At 34.8% G+C, this 26389-nt stretch carries 23 protein-coding genes and 1 pseudogene; 5 read left to right on the top strand and 19 right to left on the bottom strand.

The genetic code is table 11. The features are described from left to right. Positions 1-11 precede the first annotated feature (11 nt). The 9 genes and pseudogenes from K4G57_RS03370 to K4G57_RS03330 all read right to left on the bottom strand — a co-directional run bounded on the left by K4G57_RS03370 (position 12) and on the right by K4G57_RS03330 (position 8859). Entirely contained in the window at positions 12-1697 is a 1686-nt protein-coding gene (locus tag K4G57_RS03370) for a polysaccharide biosynthesis/export family protein (protein WP_221531770.1), read from the bottom strand. Position 1698: 1 nt separating this feature from the next. Then, entirely contained in the window at positions 1699-2811 is a 1113-nt protein-coding gene (locus tag K4G57_RS03365; RefSeq protein WP_221531769.1) for a KpsE/RkpR family capsule polysaccharide export protein, read from the bottom strand. Continuing rightward, entirely contained in the window at positions 2804-3472 is a 669-nt protein-coding gene (locus tag K4G57_RS03360; RefSeq protein ID WP_221531768.1) for an ABC transporter ATP-binding protein, read from the bottom strand. The genes K4G57_RS03365 and K4G57_RS03360 overlap by 8 nt, the downstream gene beginning before the upstream one ends. Further along, the gene (gene kpsM / locus K4G57_RS03355) at positions 3469-4245 is read right to left on the bottom strand and encodes a capsule polysaccharide transporter KpsM (protein WP_221531767.1); all 777 of its coding nucleotides are present in this window, start codon (positions 4243-4245) and stop codon (positions 3469-3471) included. The genes K4G57_RS03360 and kpsM overlap by 4 nt, the downstream gene beginning before the upstream one ends. Before the next feature lie 83 nt (positions 4246-4328). After that, a complete protein-coding gene (locus tag K4G57_RS03350; RefSeq protein WP_221531766.1) occupies positions 4329-4676 on the bottom strand; it encodes a hypothetical protein in 348 nt (115 codons plus the stop codon). Continuing rightward, positions 4661-6046, bottom strand: coding sequence for a cytochrome P450 (locus K4G57_RS03345; protein ID WP_221531765.1), 1386 nt, complete (start codon positions 6044-6046; stop codon positions 4661-4663). Before K4G57_RS03345 ends, K4G57_RS03350 begins: the two co-directional genes overlap by 16 nt. Positions 6047-6055: 9 nt before the next feature. Next, on the bottom strand, positions 6056-7195 hold the full coding sequence (locus tag K4G57_RS03340; RefSeq protein ID WP_221531764.1) for a DUF829 domain-containing protein: 1140 nt from the start codon (positions 7193-7195) through the stop codon (positions 6056-6058). 231 nt (positions 7196-7426) lie between these two features. Beyond that, the gene (locus tag K4G57_RS03335; protein WP_221531763.1) at positions 7427-8020 is read right to left on the bottom strand and encodes a C39 family peptidase; all 594 of its coding nucleotides are present in this window, start codon (positions 8018-8020) and stop codon (positions 7427-7429) included. Further along, positions 8005-8859: pseudogene (locus tag K4G57_RS03330) on the bottom strand (hypothetical protein). The gene K4G57_RS03335 and the pseudogene K4G57_RS03330 overlap by 16 nt, the downstream one beginning before the upstream one ends. A 148-nt stretch (positions 8860-9007) precedes the next feature. Between K4G57_RS03330 and K4G57_RS03325 the strand changes: the two are divergent. The 3 genes from K4G57_RS03325 to K4G57_RS03315 all read left to right on the top strand — a co-directional run bounded on the left by K4G57_RS03325 (position 9008) and on the right by K4G57_RS03315 (position 12523). After that, positions 9008-9592, top strand: a complete 585-nt coding sequence (locus K4G57_RS03325; RefSeq protein WP_221531762.1) for a hypothetical protein — start codon at positions 9008-9010, stop codon at positions 9590-9592. A gap of 57 nt (positions 9593-9649) precedes the next feature. Continuing rightward, positions 9650-10735 carry a Cj0814 family flagellar-dependent secreted protein gene (locus K4G57_RS03320; protein WP_221531761.1) on the top strand — a complete coding sequence of 362 codons (1086 nt, stop codon included), beginning with the start codon at positions 9650-9652 and terminating at the stop codon, positions 10733-10735. Between the two features lie 270 nt (positions 10736-11005). Continuing rightward, positions 11006-12523 (top strand): hypothetical protein, encoded by a 1518-nt coding sequence (locus K4G57_RS03315; RefSeq protein ID WP_221531760.1) that lies wholly within the window; start codon positions 11006-11008, stop codon positions 12521-12523. A gap of 249 nt (positions 12524-12772) precedes the next feature. On the opposite strand, the gene trpF is transcribed toward K4G57_RS03315, so the two are convergent. From trpF to K4G57_RS03300, 3 genes are read right to left on the bottom strand one after another with little or no spacing between them, the layout of a single operon-like run. Continuing rightward, complete coding sequence (gene trpF / locus K4G57_RS03310) at positions 12773-14290, bottom strand: bifunctional indole-3-glycerol phosphate synthase/phosphoribosylanthranilate isomerase (protein ID WP_221531759.1); 1518 nt, start codon at positions 14288-14290, stop codon at positions 12773-12775. Next, complete coding sequence (locus K4G57_RS03305; RefSeq protein ID WP_221531758.1) at positions 14290-15909, bottom strand: bifunctional anthranilate synthase component II/anthranilate phosphoribosyltransferase; 1620 nt, start codon at positions 15907-15909, stop codon at positions 14290-14292. The genes trpF and K4G57_RS03305 overlap by 1 nt, the downstream gene beginning before the upstream one ends. Further along, positions 15893-17425, bottom strand: a complete 1533-nt coding sequence (locus tag K4G57_RS03300; protein WP_221531757.1) for an anthranilate synthase component I family protein — start codon at positions 17423-17425, stop codon at positions 15893-15895. Before K4G57_RS03300 ends, K4G57_RS03305 begins: the two co-directional genes overlap by 17 nt. A 115-nt stretch (positions 17426-17540) precedes the next feature. On the opposite strand from K4G57_RS03300, the gene trpB reads away from it, so the two are divergent. After that, on the top strand, positions 17541-18821 hold the full coding sequence (trpB, locus tag K4G57_RS03295; RefSeq protein WP_221531756.1) for a tryptophan synthase subunit beta: 1281 nt from the start codon (positions 17541-17543) through the stop codon (positions 18819-18821). Positions 18822-18830: 9 nt separating this feature from the next. Beyond that, positions 18831-19607, top strand: coding sequence for a tryptophan synthase subunit alpha (trpA, locus tag K4G57_RS03290; protein WP_221531755.1), 777 nt, complete (start codon positions 18831-18833; stop codon positions 19605-19607). A 168-nt stretch (positions 19608-19775) separates the two neighbouring features. Here the strand turns inward: trpA and K4G57_RS03285 are convergent, their stop codons facing one another. From K4G57_RS03285 to pyrD, 7 genes are read right to left on the bottom strand one after another with little or no spacing between them, the layout of a single operon-like run. Further along, on the bottom strand, positions 19776-20444 hold the full coding sequence (locus K4G57_RS03285) for a YggS family pyridoxal phosphate-dependent enzyme (protein ID WP_221531754.1): 669 nt from the start codon (positions 20442-20444) through the stop codon (positions 19776-19778). 9 nt (positions 20445-20453) lie between these two features. Next, a complete protein-coding gene (rseP, locus tag K4G57_RS03280) occupies positions 20454-21524 on the bottom strand; it encodes an RIP metalloprotease RseP (RefSeq protein WP_221531753.1) in 1071 nt (356 codons plus the stop codon). Beyond that, entirely contained in the window at positions 21525-22070 is a 546-nt protein-coding gene (gene pgsA / locus K4G57_RS03275) for a CDP-diacylglycerol--glycerol-3-phosphate 3-phosphatidyltransferase (protein WP_221531752.1), read from the bottom strand. It abuts the gene before it with no gap. Between the two features lie 10 nt (positions 22071-22080). Beyond that, positions 22081-22863, bottom strand: coding sequence for an enoyl-ACP reductase (locus tag K4G57_RS03270; RefSeq protein ID WP_221531751.1), 783 nt, complete (start codon positions 22861-22863; stop codon positions 22081-22083). After that, a complete protein-coding gene (gene dapA / locus K4G57_RS03265; protein ID WP_221531750.1) occupies positions 22860-23762 on the bottom strand; it encodes a 4-hydroxy-tetrahydrodipicolinate synthase in 903 nt (300 codons plus the stop codon). The genes K4G57_RS03270 and dapA overlap by 4 nt, the downstream gene beginning before the upstream one ends. 8 nt (positions 23763-23770) lie before the next feature. After that, entirely contained in the window at positions 23771-25042 is a 1272-nt protein-coding gene (locus K4G57_RS03260; RefSeq protein WP_221531749.1) for a M16 family metallopeptidase, read from the bottom strand. 59 nt (positions 25043-25101) lie between these two features. After that, on the bottom strand, positions 25102-26166 hold the full coding sequence (gene pyrD / locus K4G57_RS03255) for a dihydroorotate dehydrogenase (quinone) (RefSeq protein ID WP_221531748.1): 1065 nt from the start codon (positions 26164-26166) through the stop codon (positions 25102-25104). Positions 26167-26389: the final 223 nt, after the last annotated feature.

The raw sequence follows: 26389 nt of genomic DNA, 5'->3' as shown, positions 1-26389 counted from the left end.
CTCATCTCACCCTACATTTTCAAAACAACATTTGTAGCAATTGCAATTTGATATAAAATCTGTGTTAGCATTCCAAAAACTTGCAGATTTTGCGTATCTACCTTTGGAAGAACTAGAATAGAATCTCCTGCTTTAATCGCAGCATAATTCCATCTGCCATTATATTTACTAGCTTTTCCACTATTGTTGATAACAAGAACTCTAGCAATATCAGCCCTATTGCTATAACCTCCTGCTAACTCTATATAATACTTCAAATCTTTTGCATTCGTATAAACAAAAGCTCCGGGTATGGACACTTCTCCTTGCACAATCACTAAATTATTTTTATTAGGGACATTAATCCTATCACCATCTTCAAGCACCACAGATGCGTATGTCCTCACATCATCAATCACAATTTGCCCCTTAGGCTCCACCTGCTTTGCACGCTCAATAAACTCTAAAATTGTCCTTGCCTGCGTTGCTCTAATAGCAGCTTGTTCTGCATTCACAGAGGAACTTGTAAGTGCTAAAGTTTCAAGCTCTTTAAGTTGCGCACTAATCAGCTCTTGTTGCATCATGGCAACACTTTTTCTAAAGACCTGCAACGCATTAATATCAGACTGATTATTCGCCACTATCATCTTTGCAACATCTGCTAGAGTTGTCCCTTTTCTTACGACAATAGAGCGCAACCCATTGTGTTCACCCTCAATATTAATATTGATATTCTCTGCTACATAATCTGGTCTAAACTCTACTTCATCTCCTGCATAAAGCTTCACTTCTGCAAATTGCTTTTTATCATACGCACTCACTAGAAGTTGCCTATCTTGCCTATGGCTTCTTACAACTGCATTGGTAACAATAGGCTTTACACCCGCTACTTTAGCAATGTCAGATAAATTATGAATCGTATTCCCTAATTCAAACCTAAAAGGCTTTTGCACATCCCCTTTTACAAAAACATAGTCTTGCACACTGCCAACTAAAATCACATCCCCTGCTCTAAAGGGAAAAAGCTCCATCTTTCCATCTAATAAAAAATCATACAAATCCACTTTTTTTACAACTTGATTATTACGCAAAATCTGTATATCCCTAAAACTTCCATACTCTAAATTAATACCCGCAGCCTTGTCTATGTATTGAATAATGGAATCTGAACTTAATCCTTCATAAAGCCCGGGCTTATTAACATTTCCTGTAACGAACACGGAGATATTTTGATAAATATCTAAATCTGCATAAACAAAAACATTGCTCTTATACACTTTATTAATGGATCTTGTAATAACCTTTACCAACGCACTATTTTTTACACCCAAAAGATTAATTGCTCCAACCATAGGAATGAAAATATTTCCTTGTGAATCCACAACTAAAGTGCTAGAAAAATCCACAGCCCCCCAAATTTTAACATTAACCCTATCCCCAATGGCGAGCTTATAGTCAGGATTATAAATATGTTGTTTAAATTGTGTAAAATTCCCATTAAATAAATGCTCACCAAAAACTCTAACAAAAGACTCCTCTAGTTTGATTTCTATATCTTCGTTTTTTTCTGCTGGATTTTCCCCCATAGAATTAGTTTTTTGAGAATTAACTCTCGTTTCTGTGACTTCATCTTTTGCTTGAGTACCTGCCATCTGTGAAACATCTACTGCACCAAACACTAACAAAGGTAAGACTAGTATGAATAAGATTCTTTTCATTTTAATATCTATGCTCCTCTATAATCATTCTAATAAACTTAATAATTCCAAAAATCAATGAAAAAACCATAAAAGCTGTAAGGATATTATAGATTTTTTCAGGATATTTTGCGCTTTGCGGTAAGCTTGGGCTTTGTATTACAACAACTTGTTTAATTTTTCTTAATGCTTCAATTCTTGCTGTTTCATAGGCTTTTAAAGCTGTTGTGTAAGCATTTTCAGCAAAAGTAACTTCAATGGAAAGCTCTTGAAATTGTGCAGCAAGATCATTTAATCTTTGAGATGTTTTAGGAGAAGCAATTTTATTTTTTTCTATACGCAACTGCTTCTTTAAAGCTGTAATCTCCGCTTTAATAGTAACAATTTGTGGGGCGCTTTCATTAATATAGCTCTGCATCATTAAAAGCTCTGCCTCCTTTGCAGCAATCTTGCTTTCAAGATTTCCTATCAAACTTAATCTTCCCTCTGCTTGTTTTAAGGGGTCAAAGATTCCATTTTTATTTTGAAAAGCCAAAAGATTCTCTTTTGCCTTTTGATACCTTTGCTTAAACTGCAAAAGCTCTTTCTCTGCAAATTCCATTTGTTCTCTAGCTGCTCTATGGGAAATCTCATTAATAAATTTTTCACTTTCTTTTACAATCGTTGAGGCAATAAGATATGCACTTTCTGCATCAAAGCCCTCCACATTAACTTGCAAAATACCACCATCACCTAACCCATGGGATATTTTTACACGGCTTTGGTAGTATTTCAAAAAGCTCTCCTGTTTAGATTCTAATGCAGCACTATAAAAAATATCAATTTTTTGTTTTTCATAGAGTTTTCTTATATCAATTTTCTCCTCTAAAATCTTTAGCATATCTAGTGAATGGATATAGGATTTTAAAAACAAAATATCTTCATTAGAAAAAGATCCATTATTAAGCAAAGAAGATAAACCATTAATTTCTCCTGTGCTTTGCGTGGTTGCCTTCACGCTTAAAATACTCTCGCTGACATAACGATCTGCTGCTATGAAGATATAATAAAATGCAACCAATAATGTCAGAATAATGACAACTTTAAAAGAATATAAAATTTCTAAATTTTCAATTCTTTTGAGAAATTTATTCATTAATTTTTCCTTGATACACTGCTATGCCTTCCTCTACATCATCATAAACGGTTGCTTTGCCATCTTGCATAAACACGATTTTATCGCACCACTGCTTAATCTCTGCTACATTGTGTGAAACCATAATTACCTTAGATTTAGACAATCGCTCTTTATAGACTCTGTTACTTTTTTCCTTAAACTTTGGGTCTCCAACTGCACCTGCTTCGTCAATTAAATAATAATCAAAATCAAAAGCCATGCTTAATCCAAAAGCAATTCTTGCACTCATTCCAGCAGAATAAGTTTTCATAGGTTCATCAAAAAATTTACCAATTTCTGCAAATTCTTCCACAAACTTTACTTTCTCTTCTAGGGCATCTTTTTTATATCCATAAACTCTAGAAATAAAACGTACATTATCCCTTGCAGAAAGACTAAATTGAAAAGCCCCTGATAAGCCCAAAGGCCATGATAATTTTTTATCAATAATAATCTTGCCTCTATCAGGCAATAAAGATCCGCTAAGAAGTTGCATTAGTGTAGATTTACCTGCCCCATTTCTACCCATTAATCCTATACTACAATTATCTGGAAATTCAAAGGTTAAATCCTTAAAAACATAATGTCTGCCACCTTTTGTTAGAGGGTAAGATTTTGTCAGATTCAACAACTTTATCATCTCGTTGCAATTAACCTTTCTCTAGTAAAATAATAAAAAAACAATCCTACAAAAAGAATGACAGCTAAACAAGTCAGCGGGTAATAGTAATTGTAATCATCTAATAAAGGATAATTTTCAAAAAAATGAAACTTCAAAAGCTCCATAATGTGCAACAAAGGATTATAATAAAGATATTCAAGAATGGGCTTTGGAACAATCCATACAGGAAACACAACAAGAGATGTCCAATACAAGATTATATGAGCATATACAAAAAGCTTTTGTATGGGTTCAGAAAAATGTCCTGCTATCGCAAAACACATTCCCATTGCAAAACCAAATAAAACTAGCATGACAAAGGAAAACATAACCTCCAACACATATTGCGGAATCACATGCATACCAAAAAACCAACCCGCTAAAAACATCACACAAACAAAAATCACAAAATAAATGCAAAATTCCAATAATGCTCTAGCGATAAATACATGAATTGGGCGTATGGGCTTATAAGAAAAAAGCCTCACATTTGCTCCAATGCCACTTAATATCTGTGTAATAATGCTTCTAAACATAAAAAATGGAATTATACCAACGACTAAAAACATAAAAATTGAAATTCCATCGGGCACAACTTGATGGTGAAATTTCCTAATTGTAGCAACTATTGAGGCAATCACTAAAACCACCGTCATAGGCTCACCCACCACCCAGAAATATCCCAAGTATTTATTGACTCCAAACCTAGTCTTAAGCTCTCTAAAAAAAAGAGCATGCACAACATCAATCATTTGTTTCCATTTTTCTCTTTTTTGATTCTTTCATTCTAGCATTGCTAATCTTACAAACCATTGAATCCCCTACCTTGCTATAATTATTTTCCAATTGTCTGCTCTGTAAGTCTTTTTTTAAGAACTAAATCTATAATAGGCTGTTCTCTTTTGTTTGCTTTCTCACAATGGTTTTCATCAAAAAAATCTGTAATTTTTATAATAACTTTTGCCCACTTTTTATGCCTCTCTCTCCAAGCATGAGAGGACAAAGATTCCCAAGCATACCCATTAAATAATGTCGCATTAACAAAATTGTCAAGCGCCCTTACACCTTGTCTTACTCTAGCAGTTTTTCCAAATGTCCCTACAATAACGATAAAAAGGTACCCTATTACCGCCAAAGGCACAAGCGCACAAAGTAAAATCGTGCCTGCTAATTTTTCTCGCATTGCTCTCTCTTGGTAAATTTAATACGCATTCCATTAGCAGAACGAATTGTCAATCTCCCTACAATATCAGGAACAAAATTTTCTTCTAGCTCTAACTCATATTTTCTAAGAATATTTGCAAGAATTAATACAGATTCTTGCATAGCAAACCCCTGTCCTATGCAGATTCTCTCTCCCATTCCAAAAGGCATATAAGTATCTTTTTTAATATTATCTTTGTTTTCATGCCTTGTTGGGTCAAACGTATGGGGATTCTTCCAAAATTTCTCATGTCTATGGATAAGCCAAGGAGCAACAACAACTCCTGAACCTTTTTTTATAAGTTTATCTCTCATTTTCCTATCCTCTCTTGTCTCTCTTGCAAAAAAACCAACTGGTGGATAAAGCCTTAAAGCTTCTTTAAAAACATTTGCTACATATTTCATTTCTTTAATATGCTCTATTTCAAAAACTCCATTGCCTACAACTTTGATAATTTCCTCATAAGCCTTTTGCTGTTCTTTAGGAGATATGCTTAAAATATAAAGCGTCCATGTTAAAGAGCTTGCAGTTGTTTCATGCCCTGCTAAAAAAAGCATAGAGACTTGGTCTAAAATCTCCTCAAATGTAAATTTTTGGTTAGTTTCTGCATCAACAACTTGCAACAAAGAAGATAAAATATCTTCATACTTACCTATATCATTTTGCGCATTATTGTATCTAGGCTGGATAATATCAGATAGAATTTTACGAATCACAGATGCTGCTTTTAGTCTTTTATTTTCTCCTAAAAATCTTGAAAGCCATTTGGGAAAACAAAACATCTCTCTTAAAGCAGTCTTAGTGGTCTCCTCTTGCACTGTTTCAAATGCTTCTAAAACAAGTTTTCCTTTTTGTTCATCTAATTTTGAAGATAAAATTGTTCTAAAAATTACATCAGCAGTTACAAAAGTCATTATTTCATCAACTTCAACAATCGCACCATTTTGATAATTTGTAAGTTTTGTCATCATATCATCAGTAGCATCACGCATAAGATTAAACACTTTAGAAACTCTTGTCATTTCAAAAGAAGGTCTTAAAAGTTCTCTTTGTTTTTTCCACACTTTATCATTGGTTGTAAAAATACTTGCGCCTAAGAGAGGTTCTAAAAGCTCATGTAAAAGCTGACTCTTAGGAAAATTTTTTACATCCTCTACCATAATGCGTCTAACTTGCTCTGGGTCATTAACAACATATAAATCAAATCCGGGCATTTTAACTCTACCCATCATCATTTTATAACTCCTCTCATACAACCCATCTAGCCAAGACCTTCTCTTAAATAAAAAGGTTGCAAGAGTAGAAGCTTTTGTTTTGTAAGGCTTTGGGTGGAATGGACACTGCCCCATAAACACTCCTTATTTTATCTTATTCTCAAGCATTGCACTGCCGATAACAAAATCAAAAAAATCATATCTCCCCTTAATCTGCGTGGCAAACAAATATAGAAAATGTGCTTTATATTTATCCCTTTTAATGCCTTTATATTCTCTAGGTTGATAAAGCGTATGGAATTTAGCAGATAAATATTTCGGGGTAAATTTTGCCTTAATTCCGCTTGTTTTTAGAAAATCTACTTGCGGAAAACAAGCCCCATCTATAATAGAAGTGAAATCATACCAAATAATCTTTTTTTGCGCTACAAATTCTAAATCTTTTTTAAAACTTATTGCATTCTTATGAAAGCTCACCAAAGGAATGCACTCTCCTAGCGTTAGAATCTTTAGCTTTGTATAATCTAATCCTGCTGCCTCACACTTTTTAATCACTTCTGCTAACACACAAACACTAAGTATTGTCCCAACACTATGCGCAATTAACAAAAGTTCATAGTGTTCCGCATTTTGATTTTTTTTTAACTGCTGAAAAATTTTTTCGCTAAAAGCACTAGTCCTATCTTTTAATAATGTCTCTCTATAACCCTCCCACTTGGCACTAAAGACACAAATTCTAGCAATCCAAAAGATCGCAAGCTTTTTTCCTAATCTAAACGCTAACTGCGTTAAACTCACTAAAATCAAAGCACAAGCAACAAACCCAAAAATAATATGAAAATGTTTCGTAAGATAAAAAAAACTTCCTAGTGCGCAAAACAGAGTAAAAATTACACAGAAAAGAACATAAAAAAAAGGATAAAGCCCAGTAATTAACTGATAAAAAGATTCTTTTCCAAATTTAATAAAAAATCCTGTAATAATATAAATTTTAAAGACAAAAAGACAATCCAACAAAGCATCTTTAATCTTATTTGACCAATTTTTTTTTACGATATCATTCCAACTCAAAAAAGTGTATGTAATCTTTGTCTTAGGTGTGCTAATCTCCCAAAATGGATATTTATCTGCGCTAATTTGACTTTTTGACAAATGGTAATCATAAGAGAGAATATCATTTTGTAACGCTAAATTTCTCTTAAAAATAGAATAATAATGCCTATACCCTCGTGGGTCATAACCTGCGATATAAAAGACATCTCTTATACAACACTCTTCTTGCATTAACTCTCTTTTTTAGTATTGATTCTAAAAAAGTATAGCCAATTATTGCTTTTTTACCACTTTATGTAATAAAACTAAATTTACTCACATTGCTAGCATAAACAATACATTTATAAAAAATTCTATTATAGAGATATGGACATACAAATAGCTGTTTGTCATAAAGACATTTTAACAAGCACATAGTGTAATACTTGTTTTTAACTTTCAATGATGTAATGATAGTATAGATTAAAATCTACCAAACACCCTTTTTTCAAAGTCAAGTTTTTTGGGTAGATTAAAATCAAAGCCTTTAAATTCTTTTTTTGGCACAACAACTAAGACATAACCACCTTGATTATCTTTATCCCATACGCTAAAAAACTCTTTTTTGGTGCTGATATACTCTCCAAAGTTTGGGTCAAACACTTTGATAAAATCACCCCAATAATTGATAATAACTACAAAATGTGGGTATCTTGGGTCATTTTCAATTTTAACAAGCAAGGGAATATTAGTAAGCTTGTTTAAAACTAGTCTATCAATACGAAAGGAATCACTTTTAAAATTCAATCGCATAACAGCTCTTTCCAAATCCGCAAAACTTACCATATCAGTGTAAAGCTCTTTCTCGTTCATTATATTTAGCAAATCTAACTCACTAAGCTTTTGACTATCTATAAGATTTATCAAAGTAGCTAGTGATGAAGCTCCACAAGATTGCTCGTAAGTTTGCCTTACTACACTTTGATTCTTAAGTTCTTGGTAGGATTTGACTATAAAATCTGCTTTTAGAGAAGGTGCAATAAAAAATATCAATAAAATTTTTAAAATTTCTGCCATAAAGTTAGACCAAATATTGAGTCTGGCGCAGCAGAGCTCCCACCAAAATTTGCATTTACTGAAATGGCTGTATCTTGGTTTAAACTATAAGTTGAGCCAATACTTAGTGTTGGTATAGAGCGAATCTCTGAAGTTTGATGCCCATTAACCTTTTGTTTTGTTTGAAAACGTTGCTCTGCTCCTAAATCAAGCGTAATTTTAGGACTTAATACAATGGATAAATCCCCTCCTACATTAATACTATGTCCGTAATCTATCCTGCCAATATTAAATTTTCTTTTTGCGTTATATCCAAACCCAGCATAAATGCTATACACCACAGGGTCACTATATCCTCTTAAACTTGCTTGTATGCTTTGGGATTTAAGGTAAAAGTTTCTAGTATCATTAACTGCCTTTTCTCTCTGCACTATGGCTGTTTGAAAGTTAATCTGAGGAATAAAATCTGCTATGCTATCACCAGTGTAAATAACACCTAACCACAAATTATCAAAACCTATACGATTTTGACTTGAATACTCATTGGTAAAGGCATCTGTATATTCCTGTCTTGCATAGCTTCCACCACCTGATACAAGTATGTCAAACTTAGGAGCTATGGTGTAAATAAAAGTTTGTGTTAAAAAAACTTGCTTTGTATCATTCCACAACGTAGTATCTCCGTCTATAGTGATGTTTGGATAAAGCGAGTATGCGTTTGCATTGCCTGTGCTAAGTAGCGAAAAATTTGTGATACTTCTTAGCCCTACTTACTTTTTAAAAAGCGAATCAATGTTAAGCTCATCACTTGCAAAGAGACAACTTGTTAAAACTGATAAAGTAAGAAAAATTTTTCTCAATTTTAATCCTTTTTCTAAAAAATATTGATTTGCATTTTTAAGTAATAAATATTCCAAAATAGAAAATTAAAAAAATTGACTTTAAAAATAAAAATATGTTATAAAAAATTCAAATATTTTAGAAATAACAGCAGAAAAGGGGATGACGATGTTTAAAAAACTATTTTGTATTGTTGCTTTAGGTTCTTTATTGGCAAGTTCTGCTGTGGCTATTGATGATGTATTGGCTTTAGTGAGTAATGGTAAGCTTACAAGTAATAGTTTAGGTGTTACAAAACTAAACATTGATGATAAAATGCAGGTAAAGGGTGGATATAGGCACTCAAATCTTGTTACCTTTCAAAATTCAAGCATAGGAAATACAAGATTTTCACAGATTGGGGTTGTTCTTGAATTATCTGATTACGAGTTAAGAAATGAAGTAAGTTGTGGATTTGGTATTGCCTCTGGTTGTTCAACAAGGTCTTATGTAAATCAACAAGGTTATAGAGATTATATGTCTGTTGCTAATCAAAATAGAGGCGAATACATTGCTGTAACTATGACAAAAACAACAAGACCCGGTTTATTTGGAGTCTCTCGACCTACTTTTACAAAAGGAGCAATGGTTGTAGGCATATCAAATCGTATGGTTTATAAAATTAGAAATGCCACTGCAAAAAACGGAATTGCTAGTGAAGCTTTGCGTAGAATAGGTAATGATCTAAGCAGAATATTAGTTACTCAATATTAAGTTTATTCTTGTTTAACCGATATTCCAATGAAGTTCTTTAATAGGTGGGTGTGAATTATGATAAACTCTTTAAACTCTAACATTTCTTTAACAGGCTATTCGTTAAATATTAAAAACAATGTCAATTCTAATGCTAGTGCTTCTAGCAGTGCTAACGTTGAAACAAAAGAACAATCATCATCTAATAAAAAAGTCTTAGGATACACGGTAGATAAAGATGGCTACTTTACAGAAGAGTTTAATAAAGTCGCTGGGATACCTGAAGACTATAAAATCCACTCATCAAGCATGGAGAGTTTAGCTAGGGCGGTAAATCCCAGTAATATTTTTAGAGCTTTTAAAAGTATAGATGTAGCTAAAACAATTGGGAATGCGTATAAAGTCCTCTCGCAAGTTGTGGGTGAAGATGTGCTAACTGCCAAAAATAGCTTTACACTTGATGAAATAGCGAAATTCCCACAAGGTTATGAATACAACAACCAAACAATGCAAGTTACAAGTATCCACAAGAGCGTTAGTGATTATGTTAATGCGGAGCTTAATTTCAATTGGAACAATGGCACAGGAACACAAACATCGTCTCTCTTTTTCAATACTTCTTTAACTGCTCCCTCTACCGATATTTTTAATAATCACCATGGCGGAAAAGAATTAGGAGTTGCGTTTAACTCTAATGGCGATAAATATACAAATGCAGATGGCTCTATTACAAAAGGCGGTCTTTTAGTAGCAGTTGTTAATGCTAATATCTACACTCAAGAGGGCGAAACAACAATAAGCGGAAAAATGCAAGGCTTTGATAAAAGCTTAAGCGTTCAAGAAGCAAAAAACATTGAAAGAATGCTTGGATTTAATGGAACAAATACTCTAGGAATTGTTGCTGATACTAAAGGATATTTTGCTTTACTAGAGGAAACTGATATGGACTCCTTTAGAAAAAAATATGCAGAGTTTTTAAAATCAAACAAAAAAGAACTAGAAAGAATTAAAAGAGAGGGTAAAGAGCTTGAAGAAAACTACAAGGACCCACTTACAATAATGTTTGAAGAAATGGAAAAAGCACATAAAGAACATTTAGAACACATAAAAAAGAAAAAACAAGAAGAAAAAGAAAAAACAAGAAAACTTGACATTACCGCGTAAAAACAAAATTTCAATAGGTTAAAAAATTTACAAATCAAAAATAATAATGCCTATACCCTCGTGGGTCATAACCTGCGATATAAAAGACATCTCTTATACAACACTCTTCTTGCATTAACTCTCTTTTTTAGTATTGATTCTAAAAAAGTATAGCCAATTATTGCTTTTTTACCACTTTATGTAATAAAACTAAATTTACTCACATTGCTAGTATAAACAATACATTTATAAAAAATTCTATATAATGCTATTAAGTAAAGGATATGGCTAATGGATATAGTATTATTAGGCGGAAGCAATAGTGTCGTTAAAAATGGGCTTAGAATTGGTCTTGAAGCACAAAATATTAGATTACACAATTACGCACTAGGGTTTACTGGAGCTTTGCAAAATCTTTATGAGCTTATCCGCCACCAAGACACCATACAGCACGCAAGATTAGTCATTACAGAATCTAATATTAATGATTTTCTTAGCCTAGCCCCAACCAATGTAATTCTTGATAATATTAATCGCTTTTATGAAAAGCTCTATACTATCCACAAAAAAATTGTAGTTTTAATTCTTCCAATTCATATATCAAATCAAAAATCACAACTTATTAATCTAACGCATAGACAAAATTGTTCCTATTATGGATTTAATTCTATTGATGTTGATTTGTATTACCAAAATCATAATTTATATACATTTGATAAAGCCTATCAATTTCACCCCATGCCCATTGCGTTGCAAGAACTTGGCAAAAATATTATCAAACATTTAGCCCTATTTAAAGAATCAAAATGCGATATTCCCCACACATATTCACAATATGCAATCTATAAACCATCAGATTATGGACAACAAATTCAACACAGAAATTCATTTTTTCACGAATCTGCAATAAGAATTCCAACAAATCAAAAAGTATTTTTTCCAAAAGAATTTTTAAACTACCAAATTTTAGGCTTACACACTTGGAATAAACCCCAATCTCAATTTACAAACTCTACTTACATCACTTCCTTAAGCATAGAAAACAAGACACAAAAAATCATTAAAAATTTTGGATTTCTTAATTCTTTTCAAGAATTGCAAAGAGAATATTTAAATATTGACACACAATGCTGTTTTTATGTCAATAAAGACATTTTGCCAACAAGCGAAGAGAGCAATGGACTTACAATAGACAAACAAACAATCCGCCTTGACTTTCTTGACTTAATTGGTATATTGCTTGCAAAAACACCCCCTCCCCAAATAAACTTTAAAAAACCCACAAAAAAAAATAATTTTGATTTTATAATCCCTCCCATTGTGTTATATAAAAGCCTTATAGATGAATACAAAGAACTCACACTTTTACAAGAAAAATCCTTTTTAAAAAATCAAAACTCTTATCTAATGAGCTTTTTAAACCATAAAGACTTAAAAAAAGAATACGAAATTTTTCTTAGTCAAAAATACAAAATTTACGGAGCTGCAAAGAGGATTAAAGATAGTCTAAACTATAAAATTGGTGAGGCGATTATTCTCTACGATAAAAGCCATAAAAACTTTTTTAAACTTTGTTTGGAACTTATTGAAATTTACAGATTCCACTCAAAACAAAAAGGACATTTAAAATCTATGCTTCCGCTTAAATATTATACAGATTACAAAGAGGCACAAGTCGCAAAAACACACTTGCCTTATCTTCTTGGTAGTGCTTTTATAAAAGCTTCAAAAAGTCCTTTAAAAATTGCATTTCTTACTCTCCCTTTCAAGCTTAAAAAAATTGCAAAAAACTATAAAAAGAAAATTTAAAAATTATTTCAATTTTTTACACTTTTTTAACAACCTTGTATCCATTTACTTTAAAGAGTGTCCTTATTTCTAAGTTTAAAACCTTTATTAAACCCCTCTTTGATAGCACAAATACTTTTGCTAGAGTATTTATCTCCTTTGTAGTAATTCTCTCTATTTCCCATAAATAATCTTAAGCTCTGATTGCACTTTTGGATTTTTCTACATTTATAGTTTTGCTCTGCAAATATCCCTAATAATCCCTTAATCCTAAAGATAACTTTTAAGCTTAAGCTTTAAGGCTTGCAATTTATCCTTATCTTTTTTGCCTGCACACTTTTCAATGCTAGAATTTATATCTAGCATTTTAGCTCCTATGTGTTTTAAGGCATCAATATTCTCTACCCCAACCCCACCAGCAATACATAGATACTGCATTTGCAGTGATTCTAGAACACCTATATTAATACACTCTCCACTTCCTCCCCCTAGCGCACTTTTAGAATCTAGCAACACAAAAGGACTTGGCAAATCTCTTAAACTCTCATTCTCTAAATCCTTTTTGGATTCCACATTCACCACCGCATAATAAGAAAAATCCGCTTCCCTTAAATCCACCCCACCAAAGCTTAAAGAGCGCACACTATGAAGCTGCAAAGCATCAATATAACCATTTTGATACAATGCTAATGCTCTTTGCATTTGTGCGACATCATCTTTAATCACCGCAATTTTTAGCACACTAGGATAATCTTTTAGCGCATTTAAGATTTCTTCTAAACTCTCCACAAAACGTGGCGACTTTGGCTCTAAAATAAATCCAAGTGCGCCAACTTTCTCTACACCTTCTTGTTTTAGTTCTTGCAAAGTCTCCGCACACATTAGCGCATCTTTAGCATTTGTGATTCCACAAATTTTAATAAATCCTAATGTGGAATCTAAAAGCTTAAAAGTGTTTTTATAAAACACATTCGTGCTATTTCTCCCTTTTTGCATTGCGCTTTTTAGAGTTATTAAGGCTTGTTTTGGATTCTGACTTTGGACAAGATAACTACCACACAAAATCCCATCAAAACCCAAATTTCCCACCACAAAGCCATCAAAACTACAATTTAACGAAGATTCAAAAATGACTTTACTCTTAGGAGTTTTGGATTTTATACAATCTAAAAGATTATAAGCCCTGATTTTATCAATACTAAAAGTGTGTAGATTACGCGAGTTTATACCAATTAAAGGCGCATTTAAAGGCGCAATAAATTCCAATTCTAAGACATTATGCACTTCAATTAATGGCATAAGATTCCACGTTTTAGAAGCATTATACAACTCCAAAAGGCGCGCAAAACCGCCATTTGCATTATTTTTCCCCATAAACACAGCTGCAATCAATAGCACCATATCCGCACCAAAATCATAGGATTCCTTAATCTGCGCCACCTCTGTAATGAAATCTTTTCTTAGCACACAAGCACTACTATGAGCGCATTTTACTGCTTTTAAATCCTCCAAATCTCCATGAAAATAATCACTCTCACACAGCACAGAAATTGCCCCAGCACCTCCTTGTAAATACGATTCCGCTAACGCGCTAGGCTCTAAAATCTCTCCAATCTCTCCAGCACTTGGACTTGCCCTTTTTATCTCGGCAATCACAAAAATCTGCCCTAAATTTGGCATATTCAAAGGCACGAGGCGTTTATTTTGGCGAATCTTATGCGTTTTTTTCTTTTCCAAAATCTCCTGTAAAATCGTGGGCACTTCCTGTTGTGTTGCTTCTAAAACCATTAAAATCCCTCTAAACGCGCATTACTAATGCTCTGAAAAGATTCTAGCACATCAAACACTGCACCACTTTTAATGATCTCCTTTGCCCTAAAAAATCCATCTTTAATAGATTCTACTAAATCACACACATACAATGCTGCTCCCATATTTAGCGCAACCAAATCAAGCTTTGGCGATTCTAAGCCATTGAAAATATCTTGACTAATAGCTAAATTCTCAAGCGCATCACCCCCTTTTAGCATGGAATAAGGCACAAAAGTTAGCCCCACCTCAACAGGATTAAAAATGTAAGTCTTAAGCTCTCCCTCTTTAAGCTCTGTAATTTGTGTAGGTGCGCACAGCGAAATCTCATCATAGCCATCTAATCCACTTACCACCATTGCACGCTTAATGCCCAAAATCTGCAATGCCTTTGCCATAATTTCTGTGTAATCTTTATCAAACACGCCAATTAGCTGATGAGAAATAGGAGCAGGATTACTCAAAGGACCAATAAGATTAAACATGGTTTTAAAACCTAAGGTACTCCGCGCTGGTGCTGCAAAGCGCATTGCAGCATGGAATCTTTGCGCAAAGAGAAAAGTTAAATGAAGTTCTTCATAAGCCTTTAAAGCATTTTGAAGTTCCATATTTGCATTCACTCCAAGCACATTTAGTAAATCTGCCGAGCCACTTTTAGAAGTAATTGCACGATTGCCATGCTTAATAATCCCAAAATTCTCTGCCTTTGCCACAGAAGCTAACAGAAGCGCACAAGTCGTTGAAACATTAAAAGTTTTCACACTACTACCCCCAGTGCCTACCATATCAAAGTTTTTTGCAAACTGCTTTTTGGGACTAAAACGCACTGCCTTTTGTTTTAATACTGAAGCAAATCCTGCTAACTCATACGCATCTACACCCTTAATTTCAAGGCTTGTTAGAATACTCCCAATCTGCGCATCACTTAGATTTCCTTCTGTTAGCTCATCCATAAGATTATAGCTTTCTTGAAAATTTAGTGATTCTTGTTTTAGAGCCTTTTTCAAATATTCTTTAACAGGGATTGGCTCTCTTGCATAATGTAGGAAGTTTTGGAGCATTTTTATGCCCTCTTTTGTGCCAATAGATTCTGGGTGAAATTGCAATCCTACTAAATGGTATTGCTTATGTTCTACTGCCATAACCTCCCCATCTTCACTTACTGCACTAATAATAAAGCACTCTGGAATCGCATCTTTTTTACCCACAAGTGAGTGGTAACGTGTGATAGGAGTTTTTTGCGAAATATGACGAAATATACCCTTTTCATTGTGAATTAGAGATTCAACTTTACCATGGATAATATTCTTAGCATTCACAATCTCTACGTTAAAGGCTGCTAAAATCGCTTGATGTCCTAAGCAAATTCCTAAAATCGGATAGATTCCCTTAAAATTTTGCACAATCTCAATATTAAGTTTGGAATCCTTTGGTTCCTTAGGTCCAGGACCTAAGATAATGTAGCTAGGATTTAGTGCTTTAATTTCCTCAATGCTTGTTTTATCATGACGAAAGACTTTTACAGGATAGCCAAGTGTGCTAAAGGCTTGATAAATGTTGTAGGTAAAGGAATCATAATTATCAATTAAAAGTATCATTGTCATTTCCTCGCATTTCACCCATAATCGCCTCCACTAAAGAGAGCATTTTATTTTGTGTTTCTTTGTATTCCTCTTTTGGGGTAGAATCATACACCACACCGCCACCAGCTTGTAAATAATACACACCATTTTGATAAACGGCTGTGCGAATTGTGATTGCAAAATCCATATCTCCGTTTTTAGAAAAATACCCAATCGCTCCTGCGTAGATTCCGCGTTTATGGCTTTCTAAGGATTCTATGGTTTTAATCGCTTGAATCTTTGGTGCACCACTAACCGTTCCTGCTGGAAATGTCGCAAGCAGAGCGTCTATCTTTTTATGCGCATTTAAATCCATTTCTCCTTGCACTTCAGAAACTAGGTGCATTACACGTGCGTATTTTTCTATAACCTTCTCTTGTGTAACACGCACACTATTTGGAAGTGCGACTCTACCAATGTCATTACGTCCCAAATCAAGCAGCATTAAATGTTCAGCGTTTTCTTTGATATTTTCTTTTAGCTCTACTTCAAGCTTAGCATCTTCAAGAGCGTTTTTTCCCCTCGGACGTGTACCAGCAATTGGACGTGTGGTAAGCAATACAGAATCCTTTTTGCTATCACTTTGCACCCTAATAAGCACCTCTGGAGAACTTCCAATAATGTGATATTCCCCAAAATCAAAGTAATACATATAAGGACTAGGATTATGCGCTCTTAAATTAACATAGGCTTGCAAAGGTGGCAAATCACTAGTAATTTCAAGACTTTGACTTGGCACACACTGAAGCAAATTCCCCTTATAAATCTCTCCTCTTAGCGCACCTACTATATGTGTATAATAAGACTCCTTATCCTTTGAAGTAATGGCTGTTTGATAAGTCCTATTTTTCTCTTTTTTTGGGATTTCAATATTTGTTAGCTTTTCTAATAAATTCTTACTGCACACTTCTAAATCAAAGTTTTGTGTTTCATTCTCATACACAACATTTATTGCATAGAGCATTTCATAAAAATGGTCAAAAATCACAAATTCTCGCCCAAAAATAAAAGCATTCTCACTTGCTTGATATAATGGCGGATTACAAAAATGCACTTCCTCAATCTCACTGAAAAATTCATAGCCTAGATAGCCAACGCCACCTAATGGCAAGGGCAAAAAACTTAAATCCTCTGTGAAAGTTGCATCACTAACCTGTGGCGCAAGAGCTCTAAAGGCTTCTAAAAAATTAAGAAACTTTGGAGTCTTTGGCAAAGCAAAATGATAGATTTTATCTAAAGAATTTAAGGGATATTTATTAGAATCTTTTTGTAGAAAATATTTAGAATCCTCTTTTATGATTCTAAAGGCTTCTTGTGTAATTAAAATAGAAAATCTCCCCTTACCTGTTGTCAAAAATGCGGATTCTAGCAACACTGGAGCTTTTAGAGCCTCACACACCATTAAAGGAGTTAGTTTAGAAGAGGAGATTTTTTGGACTTTGATTTTTGCCTTTGCACCCTGTTTTTTAGATTGTATTAGAAATTCAAACATTATTTGTCTTTTAAAGAAAATTTTGGGCGAAATTATACACACTTTAAATTTAAAAATTAATTCTTAATTATTTTTCGCTACAATCCGCATTATTTTACTATTTAGAGACTTCCAAATGAAAAAAATATTTCTCAAATCCAAAAAAGGCTTTTTTGGCAAAAACATAAATGCCACACACGCATTTGGCGGACAATATGTTCCTGAAATTTTATATCCTGCCTTAAAGGAGCTAGAAAATTGCTATTTAAACATTTTAAGCACAAAATCCTTTAAAGCAGAACTGCAAGAACTTTATAATACTTTTATTGGACGCCCAACACCACTAATTTACGCTAAAAATGCAAGTGCGATTCTAGAAAATTCTATTTATCTAAAGTTTGAAGGACTCGCAAACACGGGTGCACACAAAATAAATAACGCAGTTGGGCAAGTGCTACTTGCTAAAAAAATGGGAAAAACACGTATTATCGCAGAAACCGGAGCCGGACAACATGGACTTGCTACAGCAGCTGCGTGTGCAAAACTTGGCATTGAATGCACGATTTTTATGGGAGCGCGCGATATTAAACGGCAATTTCCAAATGTCTTTAATATGGAGCTTCTAGGCGCAAAAGTTATAAGTGTAGAGAGTGGCACACAAACACTAAAAGATGCGGTCAATGAAGCCTTAAGAGAATGGAGCAAGGATTCTAAAAATACTTTTTATGTGCTTGGAAGTGCGCTTGGTCCTTACCCCTATCCCGATATTGTGCGTGAGTTTCAAAGCATTATTAGCAAAGAATTAAAAAAACAAACGCGACATTTTTTCAAAGGCAATCCAGATATTATGATTGCCTGTGTGGGCGGGGGAAGCAATGCAATGGGATTTTTTAGCCATTATCTAAAAAGCAAAGTAGAGCTTATTGGAGTAGAAGCTGGTGGAATAGATAGCAAACACAATGCCATTAGAATGGATAATGCTAATGCGCAAATTGGAATCGCGCAAGGTTATAAAAGCTATTTTTTAAGCGACAAATATGGTAATTTACTAGAAACTTATTCAATTTCTGCTGGACTTGATTATGCAGGTATTGGTCCTCAACTTGCGCATTTAAGAGAGATTGAACGTGTGCGCTTTGTAAGTGCAAGCGATGAAGAAGCTCTTAGAGCACTACAATTTTTTGCTAAAAACGAAGGAATTCTTCCTGCATTGGAATCTAGCCACGCGTTAGCTGGAGCTTTGAAAATTGCTAAGGAAGTCAAAAACAAAAAAATTCTAATCAATGTTTCAGGGAGAGGCGATAAGGATATTTTCATCACAGCAAAAGCCTTGCAACAAGAGCGCTGGAGTGCATTTTTAAGTCAAGAAATCCAAACAATGCAAAAAGCAATAAACAAGCCAAACACAAATCACTAGGAGCAAATAATGAAAGACATTGCATTAATGGGGCATATTGTCGCTGGATTTCCAAGTTTTACACAGAGTTTGGATTCTGCAATTGGAATCGCATTAGGCGGAGCAAAGTATTTAGAAGTGCAGTTTCCTTTCTCCGACCCAAATGCAGATGGAATCGCAATTGCTAATGCGTGCGAAATTGCACTTAAAAATGGCTTTAATACAGATTTTGGATTCCGCTTTATTACAGAATTGCAAGAAAAGTTAAAAGCGCACAACTGCCACACAAAACTTCTTATTATGACTTATGGGAATATTTTGTTTTGTTATGGGATTAGAGAGTTTTTACTAAAGGCTAAGGAAGTAGGAGTTTATGGATTAATTGTTCCTGATTTTTCTTTGCAAAATGATGAGAATCTTTTTAAATATAGCAAAAAACTAGGACTTGAAAATATTGCACTTATTGCGCCATTTACAACACCAAAGCGAATGCGTGCTCTAAATAAAGCTAGTGGAGAGATTTTGTATGTTGTAGCACGTAATGGAATCACGGGCGATACAACAACAATTAACCAAAATTTGCTTGATTACATTGCACTTGTGAAAGAAAACTGCACTAAGCCAATCGCGCTAGGTTTTGGAATCCAAAACAAAGAGCAAATCCAAAGTTTGCGTGGAATTGTGCCAATTGCCGTTGTCGGCAGTGCCTTTGTGCGTCATATCACAGAGCTTTGCCAAAGCACACAAGACTCCAAAACCATTACAGAATCCTTACGCACTTTCACGCAGAATCTTTTAGGGGAGTGAAAAGCTTTAAAGCCTCTTAGAACTCTTTTTACATTCCATTTTTTAGCTAGGAGATCTTTGAGTCTTTACTCTATCTTTAAGCAGACAACCCATAGCCACTTAAAAGCACCAACACGCCTTAAACAAAATATTAAAAACCTTTATTCTTTTTAACTTTAAGCTTCCAAATCACTTAAACAATGTGCTTCCTAGCCGCACACAATTGCTCCCACAGGCGATTGCAAGCTCAAAATCTCCACTCATTCCCATGCTAAGGATTTCTGCATCTTTAATTTGTGCAAAAAGATTCTGTGTTGTCTCAAAACTTTTCTGAATCACTGCCCGCTCCTCCGTATGCGCTCCAATGCTCATAAGCCCACAAAGCTTTATATTCCTACATTCCTCTTGAATCCTCGCATACATTTCTAACACAACTTCGGGCATAAAACCACTCTTACTCTCCTCTTTTGCACTATTAACCTGCATTAACGCCTTTAGGTTTTTATTTTCTCTCTCCAAACGCAATTGTAGGGCTTGTGCAAGCTCTAAAGAGTGTAAGCTTTGTAACAAATAAGGATTCCAATGCAAAAGTGCATTAATTTTATTGCTCTGCAAAGCACCAATAAAATGCCACTCTAGCGGTAATGTTTCTAATGCACTTGCCTTTTGTTGCAAGTCCTGCACTTTATTCTCACCAAATGCTCTTTGTCCGCAAGTATAGAGTGTAGCAATTTCCTCTTTGCTAGAATACTTGCTTACAGCAACTAGTTGCACGATACGCCTACGATCTGTGGCGATTCTTGCTTTCTCAATTCTGTCAATGGCTTCTAATAAATTTTGATTTAAACGTGTTTGCATGATATTCCTTTAAAATGGCATTGTGCCATTTGCGATTCTTAAAATATCATTATACAACCCAAGCCCCATAAGCCCCAAAAGCACAATCCAGCCAGCAAGACTTAGGCGATAGAGTGTCTCTTGTGTCGGAATCCTTTTGCTAATCATCTCATAAAACGTAAAGATGATATGTCCGCCATCTAAAGCTGGAATTGGGAGTAGATTTAAGATTCCAAGATTAACTGAAATTAGCGCACTAAAAGCAAAGAGTGTTACAATTCCAAGCTCTGTGGCTTTTTTTGTAATACTAACAATGGAGACTACACCACCTACTTCGCTTAAAGGCACAACACCAGAGAACATTTTTTCAATGCTTTGTAAAATTAGCTTACTAGATTCCTTTGTTTCTCTAAAGGCATACAAGATAGAATCCAAAATATTATAAGATACCAAACGCACTTCACCGCTAGCAGTTATCCCAAGCAAAGGGCGCTGAATACTTTCTCCAAAGATATTTTTAGAAGCGCCATATTTTGGAGTGATTGTTGTTGTATATTCTTTACTTCCACGTAGAAATACAACCTCAAGCGCACCTGTGGATTCTGCGACTGCATTGCTTAAATTCCCCCAAGTGCGGATTTTATTCCCATTAATAAGCATAATCTCATCACCACTTTTTAATCCCGCTAAACCTGCTGGCATAGTAGATTCCACTTTACCAACAATCGGAGCTAACTCGTTTTTGCCTAGTAATCCAATAGCAAAAAAGAGCAAAAAGGCTAGCAAAAGATTAAAAAACGAACCCGCTGCTAAAATTACTAAGCGCTTCCAATGTGCAATTCCATATAGGCTATCTATATCACTATTACGAAGCTTTGGGTCTATGTCGCTCTGCCCTTTTAGCTGAACAAATCCTCCTAATGGAATGGGGCGCAGGGAATATTCCGTATCACCAATTTTCTTTTTCCAAATGCGTTGCCTACCAAAACCAATACTAAATGCTTCTACCTTCACACCAAAATACTTTGCTGCTAAAAAATGCCCAAGCTCATGAAAGAAAATCAAAAATGAAAGAACAAGAATTGAACCAATAAAACCCATTTATCGCGCCTTTACATACATTTTTACATAATCATAACCAGAATACAGCGTCAAAAGCACTGCAAGCCACAAAGTGAGATTTCCAAAGGAATAATCCATTAGCAAAAATGCAATTGCTGTGATTTGCAAACCGGTTTTGTATTTGCCTAAATTTGAAGCGGCAACTTTTACCCCCTTGCTTGCAACAACCACACGCAATCCAGTAATAAAAAATTCTCTGCTTAAAATTAAAAACACAGCCCACGCATCTGCACGTCCCAAAACTAATAATCCAATGAATGCTCCCAGCATTAAAAGTTTATCAGCTAAGGGGTCAAAAATCTCACCAAAGACACTTCCCACATTAAAAGTGCGTGCAATAAATCCATCAAAAAAATCCGTAATGCTTGCTATGCAAAATACCAAACAAGCAAAATAATTAATCCAAGTTGGGTGAATAGGAGGCGGAAGAATCCAATTTCCATAAAGAATAATAACTAAAAGCAAAAAGGACAAAGCTATGCGCAAAATTGTCAAAAAATTTGGTAAGGATTCTAACTTTAGCATACCATTTTGCCTATTTAAAACTTGTTCCTCCATCAATCACAATTGTCTGTCCTGTTAGCCACGCACTAGAGTTACTATCGCACAAAAACAAACAAGCTCCAGCAATATCGTTTGGCTCTCCCATACGATTAAGTGGGCTTTGGGATTCCACTGCGGCTTTAATCTCTGCATAATCCGGAAAAGCCTTTAGAGCATCAGTATCAATTGGACCACCACTTACAGCATTAACACGGATATTAAACTCTCCAAGCTCCATTGCAGCATATTTTACCATTGTCTCTACTGCGTTTTTAGAATTTCCATGTCCTGCATAGTTTGGCATATACACTAGATTCCCAGTAGAGCTTAGTGAGATGATGCTTCCACCGCCTACTTTTTGCATTCTCTTAGCTGCTTCTTGTGCGCCGACAACAAAGGCAAGCACCGTTGCTGTATAAATATTATTAAGCCCCTTTGGCTTTAAGCGCATAAAGGGTGCAAATCCTCCTACAACACTTTTGCCATAAATAATTGCATTGCTAATGAAAAAATCCACGCGGTCAAACTCTTCATCAATTTTTACAAATAAATCCTTGTAAGTCTCTGGTTCAAGCACATTTAGCGGATATGCCTTTGCTTTTATTCCGTATTTAGATTCCACATCTGCGATGATTTTTTGGGCTTCTTCTTCGTTCTTATTATAAGTGAAGGCAATATCCACACCATTTTGTGCAAAACGATACAAAATTGCCTTCCCAATTCCCCTTGTCGCACCACTGATAACTAATGTTTTTCCTTTGAAGTTTTCCATCATTTAGCCACCTCATATTGTTTTAAAATTTTTTCTAAAAGTTGCATATTTTTTGGACTTGGTTCCACTAATGGCAAGCGATATTCCAAACTTTTTAAAAGTCCGCTTAGATACATTGCCGCTTTAATTGGAATCGGATTACTCTCTATGAAAAGTGCCTTATTAATTGCATAGAGTTCATTATTTAAGCTCTTTGCTAAGGTGTAATTTTGTTCTTTTAAAAGTGCATGGGTAAGACTTGCAATTTTATTCGGCAAGAGATTAGAAGTTACAGAAATCACACCTCTCCCACCACAGCCTAGAATAGGATAGTTAATTGCATCTTCACCACTTGCAATACACAAACCCTCCGCTTGCGCATTTAAATCAATGACTTTCTCAATACTGCCACTTGCTTCTTTTACTCCATAAATATTTGGCACTGCATTAAATAGACGCAAAATTGTCGCTGTTTCCAAATTCACCCCTGTGCGTCCTGGAACATTATAAAGCATCAATGGAATCTCAACAGCACTTGCAACGGCTTTATAATGCGCAAACAAACCTTCTTGTGAGGGTTTATTATAATAAGGGGTTACACATAAAATCGCATCTGCACCACAGCTTTGCGCAAATTTTGCAAGCTCAATGGCTTCTTGGGTAGAGTTACTTCCAGCTCCTGCTAGAACTTTGACATTAGAATACTCCTTGCACACACTTACTGCCACTTCAATACATTCCTTATGCTCTTTATGGCTTAGTGTAGCACTCTCCCCTGTCGTGCCAACTGGCACAACAGCATCAATACCATGGCGAATTTGCCGTTGAATCAAACTCGCATAATTTTCTAAATCAAGCTCTCCGTTTTTAAAAGGCGTTATTAGTGCCGTCATTGCACCTTCAGCTGGATTTTTTACCTGCATAAACTTCCTTATTTTGTTAGAGTTAAAATTGTTGCATTATTTGACGTAAAATACTTTTGTGCAACTTCTACAACATCTTTTAAAGAGAGATTCTCAAATGCCTCTTCGAAATGCAACAAACTCTCCAAATCACCACGTGCAATATAGCTTCCAAAGAGATTTGCCACACCACTACTAGATTCTAATTCGTATAAAAAGTTCGCACGCATATTTGTTTTAACTTTTTGCAAATCTTTTTCTTTAATCTTACCTTGCTTAATTTTCTCAATCTCTTGTAAAATCGCCTTTTCTAAGCTCTCTAGACTCACTCCAACATTTGCAATCCCCATAAAGATAAAAAGCCCATCATCTACTAAATCCATATTATACGCATAGACTTCTGTGGCTAAACGCTTTTTATCTACAATTTCGCGCACGAGCTGACTACTTTTTCCCCCACTTAGAATTTCACTAAGTGCATTAAGTGCAATTTGGTCTTTGTGATTAAAAGGTGGAATCTTATAGCCAAGTGCTAACACTTCGATCTCTGTTTGTCTGTGGATTTGCGCACGCCTTTGCCCATCTTGTTTTGGCTCTTGCATATAAACAGATTGTGGAATCTCTTTTGTATTCTTGATTCCTTCAAAATGCCTTTTAACCGCTTTTAAAGCTTGTTTTTCATCAACATCGCCAACAATCACCACAGCAGCATTTTGTGGCTGATAATAAACACTATGGAATTCCCTAATATCCTCAATAGTCCAATTTTTAATATCGTCCATAAAGCCAATAGGTGTCCAATGGTAAGGGTGATATACAAAAGCGGTATTAAAAAGTCTAAAATATAAATATCCCATAGGATTATTATCTGTTCTCCACAAACGCTCTTCTGCTACAACATTGCGCTCTGGTTGGAATTCAGAATCTTTTAAACTTAGATTTTGCATGAGCTCTGCAAAAAGCTCTAAGGATTTATCTAAATTTTGTGTGCTAGATTTTATGTAATAATGCGTGTAATCAAAGCCCGTAGAAGCATTTGTCGCTCCGCCAAAGCCTTTAATAATTTTATCAAATTCACCTGCTTTTAGATTCTTTGTGGATTTGAAGTTTAAGTGTTCCAACATATGCGCAATTCCGCTTTTTCCCATGACTTCATTACGACTACCCACCTTGTAAAACACATCAGTTGTAATCACACCGCTTTGGTTTTTTAAAGGGATAATCACCACTTCTAAGCCATTTTTCAACACGTTTTTATAATGCTTTGGAAGCACAGATTTTACTACTCCATCCTCTGCCATCAAAACTCCTACAAAAAATATTTCCACACAAAAAATTGCAAAAATTACACGTAACACTCTCATAAATCCACACCTACAGCCTCACTAATGTGATTAAACCCATCACGTTCTAAATGATCTTTCAAATCTCTATTAATACACTTAACTAAACTTGGTCCTTTAAAAATCATTGCACTAAAGACTTGCACAAGACTCGCCCCAAGTCTAATACGCAAATAAGCCTCTTTAGCATCTGCGATTCCGCCTACGCTAATTAGTGTTGCCTTACGCTTTTTTGCTTTCAAGGTTAGGGCGATTTGTTTTAGCATTTCACGGCTTTTTGGTGCTAAAACTTTGCCTGAGATTCCGCCTTTTTCCTTTGGATTTGCCACAAGAGAATAATCTAATGTTGTGTTTGTAGCAATAATTCCTTTTGCTCCAAAATCCATGGCACACTCAACCAAATTTAGCGCACTATCAATACTTAAATCTGGAGAGATTTTTAGGTAAATTGGCTTTTTATAGATTTCACACAATGCACTAAAGAGTTCTTTAATAAAGGCTTCATTTTGTAAATCACGCAAATTGGGTGTGTTTGGTGATGAGATATTTACACTTAAATAATCCGAATTTTGTGAAAAAGTCTTAGCTAATGCTATGTAATCCTCAATCGCATTTTCTTGAGAGGTTAATTTATTTTTTCCAATGTTTATTCCAAGCGGTAGCACAAAAGGATAGCACTTATCTAAGCGCATACTCACTGCATTTGCACCATCATTATTAAAACCCATAGCATTTTGGATAGATTCTTCGTTAGTGTGGCGCCAAAGGCGAGGTTTTTCATTTCCGCTTTGAGCAAGTGGCGTTAGAGCACCTAGTTCTAAATGTGAGAATCCCAATGCACAAAGTGTTTCTACCATTGTAGCGTTTTTATCAAACCCAGCAGCGAGCCCAACAGGGTTATAAAAGCGCATTCCATCAATTTCTTGAGATAAAAGAGGATCATTAAAACAAAATTTTTTAGAAAGAAAAGGAAGCAGAGCTGGAATCTTTGGGGCAAGGGCGCAAACAAACTCCACAACACTATGCGCAACTTCTGGGTCAAAACGAAAAATTAGCTGACGCAAATTCTGATAATGTAGCATTTCTACCTCGGACTTAATTTTGGATTAAAAAATTCTAAAATTGTAGCATTTTTTAATAAAGCTACCATAAAAACATAAAATATTTCACACGCGTTGCAGAGATTCTAAACGCATTGTATGAGGATAAATTTAGAGTTTAAACTTGCTTACTTAAAAACTTGCACAAAAAGTCTGACAAGTAAGCACTTTAAGAAAAAACGCGTTAAAGCTTATCTTTTTATCC

It is taken from the genome of Helicobacter turcicus, from assembly GCF_019711685.1.
GTDB lineage: Bacteria > Campylobacterota > Campylobacteria > Campylobacterales > Helicobacteraceae > Helicobacter_D > Helicobacter_D turcicus.
Note: the sequence above shows the minus strand (reverse complement) of the source record. Positions and strands in the feature narration are given on the sequence as shown.